This is a genomic window from Stenotrophomonas sp. FSL W7-1447, assembly GCF_037966425.1.
Taxonomy (GTDB): Bacteria; Pseudomonadota; Gammaproteobacteria; order Xanthomonadales; family Xanthomonadaceae; genus Stenotrophomonas; species Stenotrophomonas pavanii.
The window spans coordinates 228,871-246,576 of record NZ_CP150199.1; the positions used below are offsets into that span (position 1 = coordinate 228,871).

At 67.9% G+C, this 17,706-nt stretch carries 15 protein-coding genes; 10 read left to right on the forward strand and 5 right to left on the reverse strand.

All coding sequences use genetic code 11. From position 1 onward, the window contains the following. Window positions 1-24: 24 nt before the first annotated feature. Window positions 25-1,701 carry an electron transfer flavoprotein-ubiquinone oxidoreductase gene (locus NSQ78_RS00930; RefSeq protein ID WP_064237411.1) on the reverse strand — a complete coding sequence of 559 codons (1,677 nt, stop codon included), beginning with the start codon at window positions 1,699-1,701 and terminating at the stop codon, window positions 25-27. A gap of 256 nt (window positions 1,702-1,957) precedes the next feature. Between NSQ78_RS00930 and NSQ78_RS00935 the strand changes: the two genes are divergently transcribed. Continuing rightward, complete coding sequence (locus tag NSQ78_RS00935; protein WP_033835514.1) at window positions 1,958-3,121, forward strand: acyl-CoA dehydrogenase family protein; 1,164 nt, start codon at window positions 1,958-1,960, stop codon at window positions 3,119-3,121. Between the two features lie 254 nt (window positions 3,122-3,375). Here the strand turns inward: NSQ78_RS00935 and NSQ78_RS00940 are convergent, their stop codons facing one another. Together NSQ78_RS00940 and NSQ78_RS00945 are read right to left on the reverse strand one after the other, a co-directional pair. Beyond that, complete coding sequence (locus NSQ78_RS00940) at window positions 3,376-3,855, reverse strand: tRNA (cytidine(34)-2'-O)-methyltransferase (protein ID WP_049455011.1); 480 nt, start codon at window positions 3,853-3,855, stop codon at window positions 3,376-3,378. 69 nt (window positions 3,856-3,924) lie between these two features. Then, entirely contained in the window at window positions 3,925-4,401 is a 477-nt protein-coding gene (locus tag NSQ78_RS00945) for a hypothetical protein (RefSeq protein WP_049470054.1), read from the reverse strand. 416 nt (window positions 4,402-4,817) lie between these two features. On the opposite strand from NSQ78_RS00945, the gene NSQ78_RS00950 reads away from it, so the two are divergent. From NSQ78_RS00950 to NSQ78_RS00965, 4 genes are all read left to right on the forward strand, one after another. Further along, entirely contained in the window at window positions 4,818-7,667 is a 2,850-nt protein-coding gene (locus NSQ78_RS00950) for a pitrilysin family protein (protein WP_057493994.1), read from the forward strand. Between the two features lie 221 nt (window positions 7,668-7,888). Further along, on the forward strand, window positions 7,889-8,206 hold the full coding sequence (locus NSQ78_RS00955) for a DUF4156 domain-containing protein (RefSeq protein WP_005407628.1): 318 nt from the start codon (window positions 7,889-7,891) through the stop codon (window positions 8,204-8,206). A gap of 102 nt (window positions 8,207-8,308) precedes the next feature. Then, window positions 8,309-9,325 (forward strand): 3-oxoacyl-ACP synthase III, encoded by a 1,017-nt coding sequence (locus NSQ78_RS00960; RefSeq protein WP_010487115.1) that lies wholly within the window; start codon window positions 8,309-8,311, stop codon window positions 9,323-9,325. Window positions 9,326-9,421: 96 nt separating this feature from the next. Beyond that, window positions 9,422-10,312: an alpha/beta fold hydrolase gene (locus NSQ78_RS00965; protein WP_064237412.1), complete on the forward strand. Its 891-nt coding sequence runs from the start codon at window positions 9,422-9,424 to the stop codon at window positions 10,310-10,312. 100 nt (window positions 10,313-10,412) lie between these two features. Here the strand turns inward: NSQ78_RS00965 and NSQ78_RS00970 are convergent, their stop codons facing one another. Continuing rightward, window positions 10,413-10,844: a YkgJ family cysteine cluster protein gene (locus NSQ78_RS00970; RefSeq protein WP_029380125.1), complete on the reverse strand. Its 432-nt coding sequence runs from the start codon at window positions 10,842-10,844 to the stop codon at window positions 10,413-10,415. A 104-nt stretch (window positions 10,845-10,948) separates the two neighbouring features. On the opposite strand from NSQ78_RS00970, the gene oleC reads away from it, so the two are divergent. The 3 genes from oleC to NSQ78_RS00985 all read left to right on the forward strand — a co-directional run bounded on the left by oleC (window position 10,949) and on the right by NSQ78_RS00985 (window position 13,833). Continuing rightward, window positions 10,949-12,607, forward strand: coding sequence for an olefin beta-lactone synthetase (oleC, locus tag NSQ78_RS00975; protein ID WP_064237413.1), 1,659 nt, complete (start codon window positions 10,949-10,951; stop codon window positions 12,605-12,607). Beyond that, complete coding sequence (gene oleD, locus NSQ78_RS00980) at window positions 12,604-13,596, forward strand: 2-alkyl-3-oxoalkanoate reductase (RefSeq protein ID WP_064237414.1); 993 nt, start codon at window positions 12,604-12,606, stop codon at window positions 13,594-13,596. Before oleC ends, oleD begins: the two co-directional genes overlap by 4 nt. A gap of 81 nt (window positions 13,597-13,677) precedes the next feature. Beyond that, window positions 13,678-13,833, forward strand: coding sequence for a DUF1328 domain-containing protein (locus NSQ78_RS00985; RefSeq protein WP_005407633.1), 156 nt, complete (start codon window positions 13,678-13,680; stop codon window positions 13,831-13,833). 76 nt (window positions 13,834-13,909) lie between these two features. Here the strand turns inward: NSQ78_RS00985 and ddlA are convergent, their stop codons facing one another. Continuing rightward, the gene (ddlA, locus tag NSQ78_RS00990; RefSeq protein WP_064239588.1) at window positions 13,910-15,004 is read right to left on the reverse strand and encodes a D-alanine--D-alanine ligase; all 1,095 of its coding nucleotides are present in this window, start codon (window positions 15,002-15,004) and stop codon (window positions 13,910-13,912) included. Between the two features lie 411 nt (window positions 15,005-15,415). On the opposite strand from ddlA, the gene NSQ78_RS00995 reads away from it, so the two are divergent. After that, entirely contained in the window at window positions 15,416-16,051 is a 636-nt protein-coding gene (locus NSQ78_RS00995; RefSeq protein ID WP_053461849.1) for an SCP2 sterol-binding domain-containing protein, read from the forward strand. After that, window positions 16,048-17,703 carry a ubiquinone biosynthesis regulatory protein kinase UbiB gene (gene ubiB / locus NSQ78_RS01000; protein ID WP_064237415.1) on the forward strand — a complete coding sequence of 552 codons (1,656 nt, stop codon included), beginning with the start codon at window positions 16,048-16,050 and terminating at the stop codon, window positions 17,701-17,703. The genes NSQ78_RS00995 and ubiB overlap by 4 nt, the downstream gene beginning before the upstream one ends. Window positions 17,704-17,706 lie beyond the last annotated feature (3 nt).

A 17,706-nucleotide genomic window follows, 5' to 3' on the forward strand; every position in this document is an offset into this window, starting at 1 on the left:
ACACGCAGTCGCAGCCCGGGGCGATCACATGCCCGAGTAGTTCGGGCCGCCGCCGCCCTGCGGGGTCACCCAGACGATGTTCTGGGTCGGGTCCTTGATGTCGCAGGTCTTGCAGTGCACGCAGTTCTGCGCGTTGATCTGCAGGCGTGCGTTGTCGGCTTCGCCAACGAACTCGTACACGCCGGCCGGGCAGTAGCGCGCTTCCGGGCCGGCGTACTCGGCCAGGTTCACCTTCACCGGAATGCTCGGGTCCTTCAGGGTCAGGTGGCTGGGCTGGTTCTCGTCGTGGTTGGTGCTGCTCAGGAACACCGAGCTGAGACGGTCGAAGGTCAGCACCCCGTCCGGCTTCGGGTAGGTAATGCGGGTGTGCTGGGCCGCCGGCTCCAGGCAGGCATGGTCCGGCTGGGTGCGGTGCAGCGTCCACGGCGGGTTGCGCACGCCCAGCTTCGGCAGCAGCCACTGCTCCACGCCGGTCATCAGCGTGGCCACGGTCTGGCCCTTCTTGAACCACTGCTTGAAGTTCTTGGCCTGCTGCAGTTCGGTGAACAGCCAGCTGGCTTCGAAGGCCTTCGGATAGGCGCTCAGCTCATCTTGCTGGCGGTTGGCGGCCAGCGCGTCGAACGCGGCGTCGGCGCAGAGCATGCCGGTCTTGATCGCGGCGTGGCTGCCCTTGATGCGGCTGGCGTTGAGATAACCGGCCTCGCAACCGACCAGCGCGCCACCGGGGAACACCGTCTTCGGCAGCGACAGCAGGCCGCCGGCGGTGATCGCACGCGCGCCGTAGCCGATGCGGGTACCGCCTTCCAGGTGCTTGCGGATGTCCGGATGGGTCTTGAAGCGCTGGAATTCCTCGAACGGGCTCAGCCAGGGGTTTTTGTAGTCCAGGCCGACCACGTAGCCGATGGCGACCTTGCCACCTTCGGCGTGGTAGAGGAACGCGCCGCCGTAGGTGTCGCTGTCCAGCGGCCAGCCGGCGGCGTGCACCACCAGGCCCGGCTCATGCCGGGCCGGGTCGATCTGCCACAGTTCCTTGATGCCGATGCCGTAGGCCTGCGGGTCCTTGCCTTCGTCCAGCTTGTAGCGGGCGATCAGCTGGCGGCCGAGGTGGCCGCGCGCGCCTTCGGCGAAGACCGTGTACTTGGCGTGCAGCGCCATGCCGCGCTCGAAGGCCGGGCCGATGCTGCCGTCCTTCTCGATGCCCATGTCGCCGGTGGCCACGCCGATCACTTCGCCGTTGTCGCCGTACAGCACCTCGGCGGCGGCGAAGCCGGGGAAGATCGCCACTTCCAGCGCCTCGGCCTGCTGCGCCAGCCAGCGGGTCACTTCGCCCAGGCTGATGATGTAGTTGCCTTCGTTGTGGAAGCACTCCGGCAGCAGCGCATTGGGCGTGCTGCGCGACCCGGTCTCGCTGAGGAACAGGAACTCGTCGCGGGTAACCTTCTGCTTCAGCGGTGCGCCGCGTTCGGCCCAGTCCGGGAACAGTTCGGCCAGTGCGCGCGGATCCATCACCGCGCCGGACAGCACGTGCGCGCCCGGTTCGGAGCCCTTTTCCAGCACGCACACCGACAGTTCGCGGCCGGCTTCGATCGCGCGCTGGCGCAGGCGGATCGCGGTGGCCAGGCCGGCGGGGCCGGCGCCGACGATCACCACGTCGAACTCCATTACTTCACGCGGGGGCAGGGCGTTGGCTTCAGCGCTCATCGATTGCATGACTCGTGGGTAGGGCCGGCATCGGGGCCACCGGCGGTGCCTGGGAATCGCGCGTGCAGCCACGGGCGAAACGGTTGTTTGAATGTGTCAGGGTACCGGGCCGCGCGTGATCGAGCTAGATCGGCGATGTTCACGCCCGGATTGCTGCAATGCAGCGTAGGGCCGCAGCCCTGCCGGTGCCGACCCTGGCCGGCACGCGCTGTGCGGATGACCGACAATGGCCCGGTCCTGACTGCGCGTGAGTGCCATGGCTTTGCATCCGTACGATCTGTTCGATGTCCGTTCCCTGCTCAACGAGGAAGAGCGCGCGGTGCAGGAGAGCGTCGCCCGCTTCACCAACGAGCGCGTACTGCCGATCATCGGCGATGCCTTCGACCAGGCCCGTTTCCCCGCCGAGCTGGTGCCGGAGATCGCGTCTCTGGGCCTGCTCGGCGCGACACTGCCGGCCGAATACGGTGGCGGTGGCCTCGGCGCGGTCAGCTATGGCCTGATCTGCCAGGAGCTGGAGCGCGGCGATTCGGGCCTGCGCAGCTTCGTTTCGGTGCAGAGCTCGCTGTGCATGTATCCCATCTACGCGTACGGCAGCGAGGAACAGCGCCAGCAGTGGCTGCCAGCGATGGCACGCGGCGAGCTGATCGGCTGCTTCGGCCTGACCGAGGCGCACGGCGGGTCCGACCCGGCCAGCATGAAGACCCGCGCGGTGCGCGACGGCAGCGACTGGCGCATCAGCGGCAGCAAGATGTGGATCACCAGCGGCCCGGTGGCCGACCTGGCCATCGTCTGGGCACAGACCGAGGACGGTATCCAGGGCTTCGTGCTGGAGAAGGGCATGGCCGGCTTCACCACGCAGGAAATCAAGCACAAGATGAGCCTGCGCGCATCGCTGACCGGTGCGCTGTTCTTCGATGACGTGCGCGTGCCCGACAGCCACCGCCTGCCGAACGTGAAGGGCCTGAAGGGGCCGCTGGGCTGCCTGACCCAGGCCCGCTATGGCATCAGCTGGGGCCCGATCGGCGCGGCCATCGCCTGCCTGGATGAAGCGCTGGGCTACGCCAAGGAGCGCGTGCTGTTCGGCCGCCCGCTGGCTGCCACCCAGAGCGCGCAGATCAAGCTGGCGGAAATGGCCCGCCGCATCACCACCGCCCAGCTGCTGGCCCTGCAGCTGGGCCGGCTGAAGGAAGCCGGCCAGCTGCAGCCGCAGCAGGTCAGCCTGGCCAAGTGGAACAACTGCCGCATGGCGATCGACATCGCCCGCGAGTGTCGCGATCTGCTCGGTGGGGCTGGCATCACCACCGAACACGTGGCGATCCGGCACGCGCTGAACCTCGAATCGGTGATCACCTATGAAGGCACCGAGACCGTGCACCAGCTGGTGATCGGCCGCGAACTGACCGGCATCAACGCGTTCTGAGTGCACCGGTAGTGCCGGCCGCTGGCGGGCATTGCCGAGCAGCGTATCCGCAGGCGAGCGACCGGTGTACCGACCCGCGCACCGGACGGAACTGCCGCGAGTGTTCAAGGACAGCCTGTAGCGCGCGGTTGTCGGGTCCGCCTTGAAGCGAGCCGAGGAGCGCAAGGGTACCGGTGCGCAGCACCGGCTCGCCGATGGCGGCGCGTTTCTTTGGTTACTTTCTTTGCGCGAGCAAAGAAAGTGATACACGTGAGCTACGCCCCGCCAGCAAATCCGTGCTGCCGCCACGCCTCGTACATCACCACGGCAACGGTGTTGGAAAGATTGAGGCTGCGGTTGCCCGGCCGCATCGGCAGGCGCAGCCGGCGGCCATCCGGCAGTGCATCGAGCACGTCCTGCGGCAGGCCACGGCTTTCCGGGCCGAACAGGAACGCATCGCCCTCTTCAAAGGCCACGCTGTCGTAGCGCACGCTGGCGCGGGTACTGAGTGCGAACAACCGATTCGGTGCGATCCGCGCCAGCGCGGTGTCCAGGTCGGGGTGCACCTGCAGGCGCGAGTACTCGTGGTAGTCCAGGCCGGCGCGCTTGAGCTGCTTGTCTTCCAGTGCGAAGCCGAGCGGCTCGACCAGGTGCAGCTGCGCGCCGGTGTTGGCACAGAGCCGGATCACATTGCCCGTGTTGGGCGGGATTTCCGGTTGGAACAGGATCACGTGGAACGGGGGCGCGGCATTCATCGGCGCAGTGTACCTGCGACGGCGGCCGGCTTTACGGCGCGCGCCCTGCGCTGGGCAGGGCGGCACCGCTTACGGGCGCAGCAGGACCTGGGCGGTTTCGGTGGCCAGCGCCTGCAGGTCGGCAGCGCTCGGACGCACCTGCAGGGCCGGCAGGTTGACGATGACCGAGTTGGCGACGTTGGTGGCGGCGGCGGCCAGGGTGGCGGCGTAGCGCTGGGCTTCCAGTTCGGCGGCCAGGGCGACGCGCTGTTCCAGGCTCGGGCGCACTTCCACCGAGGCCAGGGTGGTGATCGGCATCGCGGCGGCGACCGGGGCGGCGACGTAGCCGTTGCGCTCGGCCAGCTGGTCAGCGCTGGGGCGCACTTCCACGGTGGCCAGGGTCGGGATGCCGCTGGCCTGTTCCCAGGCCTGCTGGGCCAGTTGGTCGGCGGCCGGGCGAACCTGCACGGTGGCCAGGGTCTTGATGGATTCGGAGGCCTGCACCGACGAAACAACCGCGGTGCCGGCGATCAGGGCGATGGCGATGGCAATGGTCTTGGTGTTCATGACGGGGCCTGTTTAGTGTTGTTGAGCTGTGGTGTTGTAGTAAGGTAGTACACCAATTCTGGGCATGCAAGAGAAATTTTCGATTTCCTGCATTTGTTCAGTCTTCAGTCAGCTTTTGTCTGAAGCCCTTCCTGGCGCAGGAAGTACCAAGCAATCCGCGTGCCAACTTTTAGTTATTGATTTGAAAGGATTTTTCGGCATCCGAAAAGTGTCCGCTGGGCGGACACCTGTCCATTCCTCGCGCCACGGACACTGTCCGGACGCCTTCAGCCGGCGCATGTGACGGGCCAGGCACGCCGATCGGGCCGGGAGCGGAGGGCCTTGGGGGCGAACACCCCCAGTGACTGGTGACCGATTCCGGCCGCCGCGCGCGCAGGCTAGGATCGGGGTTCACCTTCGTGACCAAGGATCCGGATATGTCTCTCGCCCTTCGCCCGCGCGCTGCACTGCTGGCCGTCGCCCTCAGCACCGCCCTGGGCACGCTCGCGCCCACCCATGCGCTCGCCGCCAAGCCGGCGGCACCGGCCAAGGTCGATATCCCGTACGAGCAGTTCACCCTGCCCAATGGCCTGCGCGTGATCGTGCATACCGATCGCAAGGCGCCGATCGTTGCGGTCAACGTCTGGTACCACGTGGGCAGCAAGGACGAACCGGCCGGCCGTACCGGCTTCGCGCACCTGTTTGAACACCTGATGTTCCAGGGCAGCGAAAACCACGACGGCGAATTCTTCGAACCGTTCAAGCAGGTGGGTGCCACCAACCAGAACGGCACCACCAACACCGATCGCACCAACTATTTCGAGAACGTGCCGACCACGGCGCTGGACATGGCGCTGTGGATGGAATCGGACCGCATGGGCCATCTGGTCGGTGCGATCGACCAGGCCGCGCTGGACGAGCAGCGCGGCGTGGTGCAGAACGAGAAGCGCCAGGGCGAGAACCAGCCCTACGGCCAGGCTTGGGACCAGCTCAACAAGGCGCTGTACCCGGTGGGCCACCCGTACCACCACGGCGTGATCGGGTCGATGAACGATCTCAACGCGGCGTCGCTGGATGACGTGAAGACCTGGTTCCGCACCTGGTACGGCCCGAACAACGCGGTACTGGTGCTGGCCGGCGACATCGATCTGGCCACCGCCAAGGAAAAGGTCGCCAAGTACTTCGGCAGCATCCCGGCCGGCCCGACCATGGCGCAGCCGGCCGTGAACGTGGCCAAGCGCAGCGCCGACACGCGCGAGACGATGACCGACAAGGTGCCGCAGGCGCGCATCTACCGCGCCTGGAACGTGCCGCAGGTCGGCACCACCGAGGTCGATCAGCTGCAGCTGTTCGCGCAGGTGCTGGGCGGTGCCAAGTCGTCCCGCCTGAGCCAGCGCCTGCAGCACCAGGACAAGCTGGTGGACAGCATCGCGTCGGGCCTGTCGACGTCGCAGCTGGGCTCCAACTTCGTGATCATGGCGACGGTCAAGCAGGGCCAGGACCCGGCCAAGGTCGAGAAGATCATCGACGAGGAACTGGACCGGCTGATCAAGCAGGGCCCCACCGCGGCCGAGCTGGAGCGGGCCAAGACCGGTGCCCGCGCAGGCTTCATCCGCGGCATCGAGCGCATCGGTGGCTTCGGCGGCAAGGCCGACGCACTGGCCGAGTGCGCAGTGTTCACCGGCGACCCGGGCTGCTTCCGCACCTCGCTGGCCAACATCGAGAAGGCCAGCGCTGCCGACCTGAGCCGCCTGGGCGCGCAGTGGCTGGACAAGGGCAGCCACACCCTGGTGATCGCACCGGGTGAACGCGTGGCGCTGAAGGAAGATCCCAGCCAGGCGCCGAAGCCGTTCAACGTACCGGCGGTGGACCCCAAGTACAGCACCCTGCCGGAGCAGGTCGACCGCAAGGCCGGCGTGCCGCAGACCCGCGAGTTCCCGCAGCTGAAGTTCCCGGCGCTGCAGCGCGCCACGCTGAAGAACGGCACCCAGGTGATCCTGGCCGAGCGCCATGAGATCCCGGTGGTGCAGTTCAGTTACCAGTTCCCGGGCGGCTTCAGTGCCGACCAGGGCCGCAAGCCGGGCACCGCCAACTTCACCATGAGCCTGATGACCGAAGGCGCCGGCAAGCTGGGCTCGCTGGCCTTCGCCGACGCCGCTGACGCACTGGGCGCCAGCTTGGATGCCTCGGCCGGTCTGGACTCGATGAGCGTGGACCTGTCGGCGCTGAAGGAAAACCTGGCACCGTCGCTGGCGCTGTACCGCGACCTGCTGCGCGAGCCGCGTTTCGAGCAGGGCGAGATCGACCGGGTCAAGGCGACCTGGATCGCCGGCATCCAGCAGGAGAAGGTCAACCCCGGTGCGGTGGCGATGCGCGTGCTGCCGCCGCTGCTGTACGGCAAGGGCCATCCGTACGCGATTCCGTTCACCGGTAGTGGCGACGAGGCGGCGATCAACGGCCTGACCCGCGAGGACCTGGTCGACTTCCACCACGACTGGTTGCGGCCGCAGAACGGCACCCTGATCGTGGTCGGCGACACCACGCTGGCCGAGATCGTGCCGCTGCTGGACAAGCAGCTGGGCGACTGGAAGGCGGCAGGCGATGCGCCGCAGGTGAAGGCGGCCACTGATGTCGTACTGCCGAAGGGCCCGCGCGTGTTCCTGATCGACCAGCCGGGTGCGGTGCAGGCCAACCTGTTCGCCGGCCAGGTGGTGCCGCCGTCCAGCGCGTCCAGTTCCACCCGCTTCGACATTGCCAACGGGGTGATCGGTGGCGACTTCACCTCGCGCCTGAACATGAACCTGCGCGAGGACAAGCACTGGTCCTACGGTGCGCGCAGCAGCGCGGTCAACTCGGTGGGCCAGCGCCCGTGGATGGCCAGCGCGCCGGTGCAGATCGACAAGACCGGCCCGGCGATGGCCGAGATGCGCAAGGAAATCGCCGCGTTCGCCGATGGCAGCAAGCCGGCGACCGCGGCCGAGGTCAACCGCATCCGCAACATCCAGACCCTGAGCCTGCCCGGTGCCTACGAGACCGCCAGCGCGGTGGCCGCCACCATCGGTTCGATCGTTCAGTTCAAGCGCCCGGATGACTATGTGCTGCGCCGCAAGGCCGAGATCGAAGCGATGACCCCGGCGCAGGTGCAGCAGGCCGCTGCCGAGATCAAGCCGCAGGCCCTGACCTGGGTGGTGGTGGGCGATCTCAAGCAGACCGAAGCGGCGGTGCGTGCGCTGAACCTGGGCGAGGTGACGGTGATCGACGCCGAAGGCAACCCGGTCAAGAAATAAGGGATGTGCCTGCCCGCCCCGGCGGGCAGGCCTCCCCAGGCAGTGCCGGCCGCTGGCCGGCAACCCCGTCATGCATCCGGGGTCAGAGCCCCCTGCGGGGGGGCTGACCCCTCTGCCGACCTGGGGTCGGATCCCCCGCAGGGGGCTCTGCCCCCGGCCCCGGCTACCCCCGATTCAGGCTGTTCAGGCAGAATCCCCCCATACCCTTCCAGGATCTGCCCATGCGCGTTCTGCTGCTTTCCTCCCTGCTGCTCACCGTCACCGCCTGTACCTGGGTGCCGATCGAACCGGCCGGCAAGGCGACCCGCGTGCTGCCGGCGGGCCCGGTTCCAGCCGGTTGCATCGCCAAGGGCGAGGTGGTAGTCACCGTGAAGAGCAAGGTCGGCTTCTACAACCGCAACCCGCTGCGGGTGCAGGAAGAGCTGGAAACGCTGGCCCGCAACGAGGCCCCCAGCGCCGGCGCCAATGCCGTGCAGGCCGCTGCGGCCCCCGCCGATGGCAGCCAGCGCTTTGCGGCGTTCCAGTGCCCGCCGCGCTGAACGCTTCACCATACGGGCAAGGCTGAATTCGTAAAGATGCGGTGAAAGCCCGGGGGTTATAGAATAGCGCCCCCTTTTGCCTGAGCCTTGGCGCTAACCTCGATGCTCTTCAAGAATGTCTCGATCGCCGGCCTGGCACACGTCGACGCGCCGCATACGCTGACGACCAAGGAAATCAACGAGCGGCTGCAGCCGACGCTGGATCGCCTGGGTATCCGCACCGATGTGCTCGGCGACATCGCCGGCATCCACGCCCGCCGCCTGTGGGACAACGGCGTGCTGGCCTCGGACGCTGCCACCATGGCCGGGCGCAAGGCGCTGGAAGACGCGGGCATCACCGCGACCCAGGTCGGCTTGCTGGTCAACACCTCGGTCAGCCGCGACTACCTGGAGCCGTCCACCGCCTCCATCGTGTCGGGCAACCTCGGCGTCAGCGACGAATGCATGACCTTCGACGTCGCCAATGCCTGCCTGGCCTTCATCAATGGCATGGATATCGCCGCGCGCATGATCGAGCGCGGTGATATCGACTACGCGCTGGTGGTGGATGGCGAGACCGCCAACCTGGTGTACGAGAAGACCCTGGAGCGCATGACCGCCCCGGACGTCACCGCCGATGATTTCCGCAACGAGCTGGCCGCGCTGACCACCGGTTCGGGCGCCGCCGCGATGGTGATGGCGCGCTCGGAGCTGGTGCCGGACGCCCCGCGCTACAAGGGTGGCGTGACCCGCTCGGCCACCGAGTGGAACCAGCTGTGCCTGGGCAACCTGGACCGCATGGTGACCGACACCCGCCTGCTGCTGATCGAAGGCATCAAGCTGGCGCAGAAGACCTTCAGCGCCGCCAAGATCGCACTCGGCTGGGCCGTGGAAGAACTGGACCAGTTCGTGATCCACCAGGTCAGCCAGCCGCACACCGCCGCGTTCATCAAGAATTTCGGCATCGACCCGAAGAAGGTCATGACCATCTTCGGCGAGCACGGCAACATCGGCCCGGCCTCGGTGCCGATCGTGCTGAGCAAGCTCAAGCAGCTGGGCAAGCTGAAGAAGGGCGATCGCATCGCGCTTCTGGGCATTGGCTCGGGCCTGAACTGCTCGATGGCTGAAGTGGTCTGGTAAAAAAAGTCACCGCTGACCTGCTGCACGATGGGCAGCGATGATTTTTCCAAGTGTCCAGGGGCCGGTTCTACCGGCCCTTTCTACAGGTGCGATTCGATGTCCCAGCTTCCCGGTTACCCTGCCCACCCGCAGCGCTTCGAGGTCCGCCCGGGCCTGTCGATGAACTATCTCGACGAAGGCCCGCGCGATGGCGAAGTGGTGGTGATGGTGCACGGCAACCCGTCGTGGAGCTATTACTGGCGCACGCTGGTGGCCGGCCTGTCGGACAGGTACCGCTGCATCGTGCCGGACCACATCGGCATGGGCCTGTCGGACAAGCCCGATGACAGCCGCTACGACTACACGCTGCAGTCGCGCGTGGACGACCTCGATGCGCTGCTGAAGCACCTGGGCATCACCGGCCCGGTGACCCTGGCCGTGCATGACTGGGGCGGCATGATCGGCTTCGGCTGGGCGCTGTCGCACCACGCCCAGGTCAAGCGCCTGGTGGTGCTCAACACCGCCGCGTTCCCGATGCCGGCGGCGAAGAAGATGCCCTGGCAGATCGCGCTCGGCCGCCACTGGAAGATCGGTGAGTGGATCATCCGCAGCTTCAACGCGTTCTCGTCCGGTGCCTCGTGGCTGGGCGTGGAGCGCAGGATGCCGGCCGACGTCCGCCGCGCCTACGTGTCGCCGTACAACAGCTGGGCCAACCGCATCAGTACCATCCGCTTCATGCAGGACATCCCGCTGTCGCCGGCCGACAAGGCCTGGTCGCTGCTGGAACGGGCCGGCAAGGCGCTGCCGTCGTTCGCGGATCGACCGGCCTTCCTCGGCTGGGGCCTGCGCGACTTCGTGTTCGACCACCACTTCCTGAAGGGTTTCCAGGCCGCGCTGCCGCAGGCCCAGGTGCATGCCTTCGAGGACGCCGGCCACTACGTGCTGGAAGACAAGCATGAAGTGCTGGTGCCGGAGATCCGCGCCTTCCTGGACGCCAACCCGCTCTGATCGGCTCCCGGGCCGGATCCCGGGAGTGCCGGCCGCTGGCCGGCAACTTCATGAACCCGGCGCGCATAGCGCGCTTGCCGGCCAGCGGCCGGCACTACCATTACGCCGCGACCGGTGCCTGCGGCGGTGAGGACGGGCTGTTGCCGTTGTCGTCCGGGTGATCGTCGTCATTGTCGGCGTCATCGCGCCAGCGCCAGTCGGCCAGCGTCAGCGGATCCAGGCCATAGGCGATGCGTGCCTTGTCGCACTGCGGGCTGGCCTTGCCGTACTCCCAGGATGCATCCACCTCACGGCACACGCTGGGCCGGTTGGGGTGGATGGTGCAGCGCGAGTACACGCCGATCTGCGCATCCAGCGCCACGCAGCGCACCGGCTTGGAGTGGGTGCCGCGCATGCACAGGCGGTGCGGATCCAGCACCTCGGTGAGCTGGTGCGGCACGCCGCCGGGGGTGACCTCGTCCGATTCCATCCAGTGGAAGGCCACGCGGTATTGGGTGCAGCAGGCGCCGCAGGTCATGCAGGGATGTTGCATGGGCAAGCCGCCTCGGGCGGCAGTCGGAATCAGGAACGAGGGAGCGGATTTTCCACGAAGTGGGCCGCCGCGCAAGAAATTCCGTAAGCGGCGACAATGAACGGATGAACCGACCCTGCAACATTGCCGCGCGCCTGCCTGAACTGGCGCGTGAACGCCCTGACCAGATTGCCATCCGTTGTCCCGGCCGCCGCGGCGCGGGCAATGGCATGGCGGCCTACGACGTGACCCTGGACTACCGCCAGCTGGACACCCGCAGCGATGCCATGGCCGCCGGCCTGGCCGGTTACGGGATCGGCCGCGGCGTGCGTACGGTCGTGATGGTGCGGCCCTCGCCGGAGTTCTTCCTGCTGATGTTCGCGCTGTTCAAGCTGGGCGCGGTGCCGGTGCTGGTCGACCCGGGCATCGACAGGCGTGCGCTGAAGCAGTGCCTGGACGAAGCGCAGCCGCAGGCCTTCATCGGCATTCCGCTGGCGCACGTGGCGCGGCTGGTGCTGCGCTGGGCGCCGTCGGCCACCCGCCTGGTCACGGTCGGCCGGCGCCTCGGCTGGGGCGGCACCACGCTGGCCGCGCTGGAGCGCGCTGGCGCCAGCGCTGGGCCGATGCTGGCCGACACCGATGGCGAGGACATGGCCGCGATCCTGTTCACCAGTGGCTCCACCGGCGTGCCCAAGGGCGTGGTCTACCGCCACCGCCACTTCGTTGGACAGATCCAGCTGCTGGGCAGCGCCTTCGGCATGGAAGCGGGCGGTGTGGACCTGCCGACGTTCCCGCCGTTCGCGCTGTTCGACCCGGCGCTGGGGCTGACCTCGGTGATTCCGGACATGGACCCGACCCGGCCGGCGCAGGCTGACCCGGCCCGCCTGCACGACGCCATCCAGCGTTTCGGCGTGACCCAGCTGTTCGGCTCGCCGGCCCTGATGCGGGTGCTGGCGCGCCATGGCCGGCCGCTGCCGACGGTGACCCGGGTGACCTCGGCCGGTGCCCCGGTGCCGCCGGATGTGGTCGCCACCATCCGCGGCCTGCTGCCGGCCGATGCGCAGTTCTGGACCCCGTACGGCGCCACCGAGTGCCTGCCGGTGGCGGTGGTCGAAGGCCGCGAACTGGAACGTACCCGTGCCGCGACCGAGGCCGGTGCTGGCACCTGCGTGGGCAGCGTGGTGGCACCCAACGACGTGCGCATCATCGCCATTGACGACGCGCCGTTGCCGGAGTGGTCGCAGGCGCGCGTGCTGGCCACCGGCGAAGTGGGCGAGATCACCGTGGCCGGACCGACCGCCACCGACAGCTACTTCAACCGCCCGCAGGCCACAGCGGCAGCGAAGATCCGCGAGACGCTGGACGACGGCAGCACGCGCATCGTCCACCGCATGGGCGATGTGGGCTACTTCGACGCGCAGGGCCGCCTGTGGTTCTGCGGGCGCAAGACCCAGCGCGTGGAAACCGCGCGCGGGCCGCTGTACACCGAGCAGGTCGAGCCGGTGTTCAACACCATGGCCGGCGTGGCGCGCACGGCACTGGTCGGCGTCGGCGCCGCAGGCGCGCAGGTGCCGGTGCTGTGCGTGGAACTGCAGCGCGGCCAGTCCGACAGCCCGGCGCTGCAGGAAGCGCTGCGTGCACATGCCGCCGCCCGCCTGCCGGAGGCCGGCCTGCAGCACTTCCTGGTGCATCCGGCGTTCCCCGTCGATATCCGTCACAACGCCAAGATCGGCCGCGAAAAGCTCGCCGTCTGGGCCAGCGCCGAACTGGAGAAGCGCGCATGAAGATCCTGGTCACCGGCGGTGGTGGTTTCCTTGGCCAGGCGCTGTGCCGTGGACTGGTCGAACGTGGCCACCAGGTGCTGGCGTTCAACCGCAGTCATTACCCGGCGCTGCAGGCGATCGGCGTGGGCCAGATCCGCGGCGACCTCGCCGATGCACAGGCGGTGCTGCACGCGGTGGCCGGCGTCGATGCGGTGTTCCACAACGGTGCCAAGGCCGGGGCGTGGGGCAGCTATGACAGCTACCACCAGGCCAACGTGGTCGGCACCGACAACGTCATCGCGGCGTGCCGCGCGCATGGCATCACCCGGCTGGTCTACACCTCCACGCCCAGCGTGACCCATCGTGCCACGCATCCGGTGGAAGGCCTGGGCGCGGACGAGGTGCCGTACGGGGAAGATTTCCAGGCGCCGTATGCGGCCACCAAGGCGATCGCAGAACAGCGCGTGCTGGCGGCCAATGACGCCGCGCTGGCGACGGTGGCGCTGCGCCCGCGGCTGATCTGGGGCCCCGGTGACCAGCAGCTGGTGCCCAGGCTCGCCGAGCGGGCGCGGCAGGGGCGCCTGCGCCTGGTCGGCGATGGCAGCAACAAGGTCGATACCACCTACATCGACAACGCCGCGCTGGCGCACTTCCTCGCCTTTGACGCCCTGGCACCGGGCGCTGCGTGTGCGGGCAAGGCCTACTTCATCTCCAACGGCGAGCCGCTGCCGATGCGCGAGCTGGTCAACAGGCTGCTGCAGGCGGTGGGTGCGCCAACGGTGGACAAGGCGATCAGCTTCAAGACCGCCTACCGCATCGGCGCCGTCTGCGAGCGGCTGTGGCCGCTGCTGCGCCTGCGCGGCGAGCCGCCGCTGACCCGCTTCCTGGCCGAGCAGCTGTGCACGCCGCACTGGTACAGCATGGAACCGGCACGCCGTGACTTCGGCTACGTGCCGCAGGTCAGCATCGAAGAAGGGCTGCGCAGGCTGAAGGCTTCATCTGCCGCATAGATCGCCATCACTGGTTGCACACCGCTGGATCGGGAGGATGGACCCACGCCATCCAAGGCTCGACCACCCGCGAGGAGCGCCATGCTGCACTACGCCATTATTTTCTTTGTCATCGCCATCATCGCCGCCGTTCTGGGTTTCTCCGGAATTGCCGGCGCCGCAACGAACATCGCCTGGATCCTGTTCGTGGTGTTCCTGATCCTTGCCGTGATCTCGATGTTCCGCAAGCGAGGCTAGCCGGTAGTGCCGGCCGCTGGCCGGCATCGCTTTCCGCAGAGTCGAGCCATGCTCGACTCTGCGGGCGATCACCACGTTACACAGCGCTCTGCAGCCCGCGATCGGCCTCATGGCGCTCCAGCGCCAGTTCGATCAGGCGGGTGATCAGCGTGGTGTAGTCGATGCCGCTGGCGCCCCACAGCTTCGGATACATGCTGATGCGGGTGAAGCCCGGCAGCGTATTGACCTCGTTGATGATGATCTCGCCGCCCGCGGTGAGGAACACGTCCACGCGCGCCATGCCCGCGCACTCCAGCGCCTGGTAGGCCTGCAGGGCGATCTGCTGGATGCGTGCCTGCGTGAGGGCATCGATATCGGCCGGCACCACAACGTCGGCGCCATCTTCGTTGATGTACTTGGTGTCGTAGGCATAGAACTCGTCGTGCACCACTACCTCGCCGCACAGGCTGGCCTGAGGGTGCGCGTTGCCCAGCACCGCACATTCGATCTCTCGGCCGACCACCGCCGATTCCACCAGCACCTTGTGGTCGTAGCGCAGTGCCAGTGCCAGCGCCTCGGCAAAGCCCGCCGCATCCTTGACCTTGCTCACGCCCACCGACGAACCCTGGTTGGCCGGCTTCACGAACAGTGGCAGGCCGAGCTGCGCGATCACCGCATCGACATCGACTGCCGCCGCCTGGTGGCGACGGATACACAGCCACGGCGCCACCCTCAGGCCAGCGTCGCGCAGCAGGCGCTTGGTCACGTCCTTGTCCATCGCCACGGCCGATCCCAGCACCGGTGAACCGACGAAGGGCAGGTTGGCCATACGCAGCAGGCCCTGCAGCGCGCCGTCCTCGCCCAGCGGCCCGTGCACGATCGGCAGCACCACATCGATCTGCGCCAGGGCGCTGGCCGCGTCGGAGGGCTGCAGCTGCGCCTGCTCGGCGCCCGGAAGGACCGCCAGCGACAGGCCGGAACGATGCAGCGCGATGCGGGCCGGATCGTCGGCATGCAGCAGGAAGGTCGCCGGTTCGCTCAGATGCCACTGGCCCTGCTTGTCGATGCCGACCAGCACCGGCTCGAAGCGCTCGCGATCAAGGGCGTCCAGGATGTTCTTCGCCGACTGCAGTGAAACTTCGTGTTCGGAAGACTTGCCACCGAAGATGATGCCGACCCGGGTCCGTGCCATGGGAAATGCGATGTCCTGTGCGTTGCGTGGCCTCATAGCATGAACCTTCATCGGCCCTCCGCGTGAGGCACAGATGAACCAGAAATCCATCCACGCATGGCGTGGATCTACCGTCCTCATGGCCCATCAACAGGGGTCGAAGCCCGTTGCGGAGCAACGGGATCCGACCCCACGGACGACAGGAAACTGTCGAAGGCGGGGTGGGGCCGGTTGCGGGGGTGTCCGCGGCATGGATGCCGCGGCCAAGCCCCCACGGACGGGTTTACGGCGTCCCCCGCAACCGGCCCCATCCCGCCAACCACGGAATGCCCGCTGTTGCTGTTGCTTCGGCTATTGCTGTTGCCGTTGCGTCTGCGGGTGCCGGGCGGCAGCCCGGCCCAAGCTCCCCACCCACGCAGGTAGAATGCACGCATGGCTCCTTCCCTGCTCAAGTCCCTCAAGCCGGTCGCTGGCCGCGCCCTGCAGATCGCCCTGAACCGCGCGCTGGCGCTGGATCCGGATACCCGCCATGCCCTGGCCAGCCTCGATGGCCGGCACATCGACCTGACCCTGGAAGCGCCGTCGCTGGCAATGCGCATCAGCGTTGATGGCGACCAGCTGCGGGTCGGACCGGTGGATGCGCAGGAAGCCGACCTGGCCGTGCGCAGCAGCCTGGCCGGCGTGCTGGCGCAGCTGCCGCTGCTGGCCAACGCAAGGCGCGGCGAATCCAACAGCAAGGGCCGCGTGCGCGTGGCCGGTGACGCCGAACTGGCGCGCCGCCTGCAGCAGCTGGCCAAGGGCTTCGATCCGGACTGGCAGCAGCCGTTCGTCAGTGTGTTCGGCGAGGTACTGGGGGTGCAGGTTGCCAACACCCTGCGCAGTGCCCTGCAGCATGCGCGCCAAGGGGCAATCGACCTGGCCCACAGCGCCGCCGAATTCATCACCGAGGAGTCGCGCGATGTAGTGCCGCGCGCCGAGCTGGATGCCTTCCACGATGACGTGGACGTGCTGCGCGATGACGTCGAGCGCCTCGGCGCACGCGTGCAGCGCCTGCGGGGTGCCGCATGAAGGCCGTGCTGCGGGCCAGCCGCATCGGCCGGGTGATCCTGCGTTACCGCCTCGACGACCTGCTGCAGGGCACGCCGGCCGAGCGCTGGCTGCGGCTGGCCAAGCCGTTCGTACCGCGTGCCTCGGCCGACATCGCCGTGCAGTCGCGCGGTGCGCGCCTGCGCCTGGCGCTGCAGGATCTCGGCCCGATCTTCGTCAAGTTCGGCCAGATCCTGTCCACCCGCCGCGACCTGGTGCCGCCGGACGTGGCCAACGAACTGACCCTGCTGCAGGACCGGGTCAAGCCGTTCGATGGCGAAACCGCACGCCGCATCGTCGAGGATGCCCTCGACCGGCCGGTCAGCGAGGCGTTCGCCAGCTTCGATACCGAACCGCTGGCCTCGGCCTCGATCGCGCAGGTGCATGCGGCCACGCTGGCCGATGGCCGCCAGGTGGTGGTCAAGGTGCTGCGCCCGGGCATCGAGAAGCAGATCGACGCCGACATCGCCCTGCTCAATTCGCTGGCCGCGCTGGTCGAGCGTACCCATCCGCGTGCCGACAAGATCCGTCCGCGTGAAGTGGTGGCCGAGGTCGAGAACACCCTGGCCGCCGAACTGGACCTGCAGCGCGAAGGCGCCAACGCCAGCGTGCTGCGCCGCTTCTGGGAAAACAGCGACGATCTGTACGTCCCGGAAGTGATCTGGAGCCACACCGCCGAGCGAGCACTCACCCTGGAGCGGGTGTGGGGCATTCCGTCCGATGACATCGTCGCGCTGGACAAGGCCGGCATCGACCGCAAGGCGCTGGCTGCCAAGGGCGTGCGGGTGTTCTACACCCAGGTGTTCCGCGACAATTTCTTCCATGCCGATGCGCATGCCGGCAACATCTGGGTCGACACCGATCCGGCGCGCCGCGCCAATCCGCGTTTCATCGCGCTGGACTTCGGCATCATGGGGCAGCTGTCGCAGGAAGATCAGTACTACCTGGCCGAGAATTTCATGGCCATCTTCAACCGCGACTACCGCCGCATCGCCGAGCTGCATGTGCAGGCGCGCTGGATGCCGGACAACGTGCGCATCGATGATCTGGAAGCGGCCGTGCGCTCGGTGTGCGAGCCGTACTTCACCCGTCCGCTGTCGCAGATCTCGCTGGCCGAAGTGCTGATGAAGCTGTTCCGCGTGGCCCAGCGCTACCAGTTGACCCTGCAGCCGCAGCTGATCCTGCTGCAGAAGACCCTGCTGAACATCGAAGGCGTCGGCCGCCAGCTGGACCCGCAGATCGACATCTGGGCGGTGGCCAAGCCGGTGCTGGCGAAGATCCTGCGCGAGCGCTACAGCCCGCGCCGGGTGGTGCGCGAGATCGGCAAGCGCCTGCCGGAGATCATGACCCACGCGCCGGACATGCCGCGCCTGGTGCATGCCTGGCTGACCCAGCAGGTGGAGGGCCGCCATGAGCTGGCGATGCGCTCGCGCGATCTGGTCGCGCTCGACGCCAGCGTGCAGCGCCTGCAGAAGCGCGCGGTCGGCGCAATCACCGGCGTTGGCCTGCTGGCCATCGCCGCGCTGATGTACGTGCTGCAGCCGCCAGGCTGGTACTGGGGTGAGGTGCCGATGTGGAGCTGGGTGTCCGGTGCCGTCGGTGCGCTGGCGCTGGCGCGCGCGTGGTGGAAGTAGACC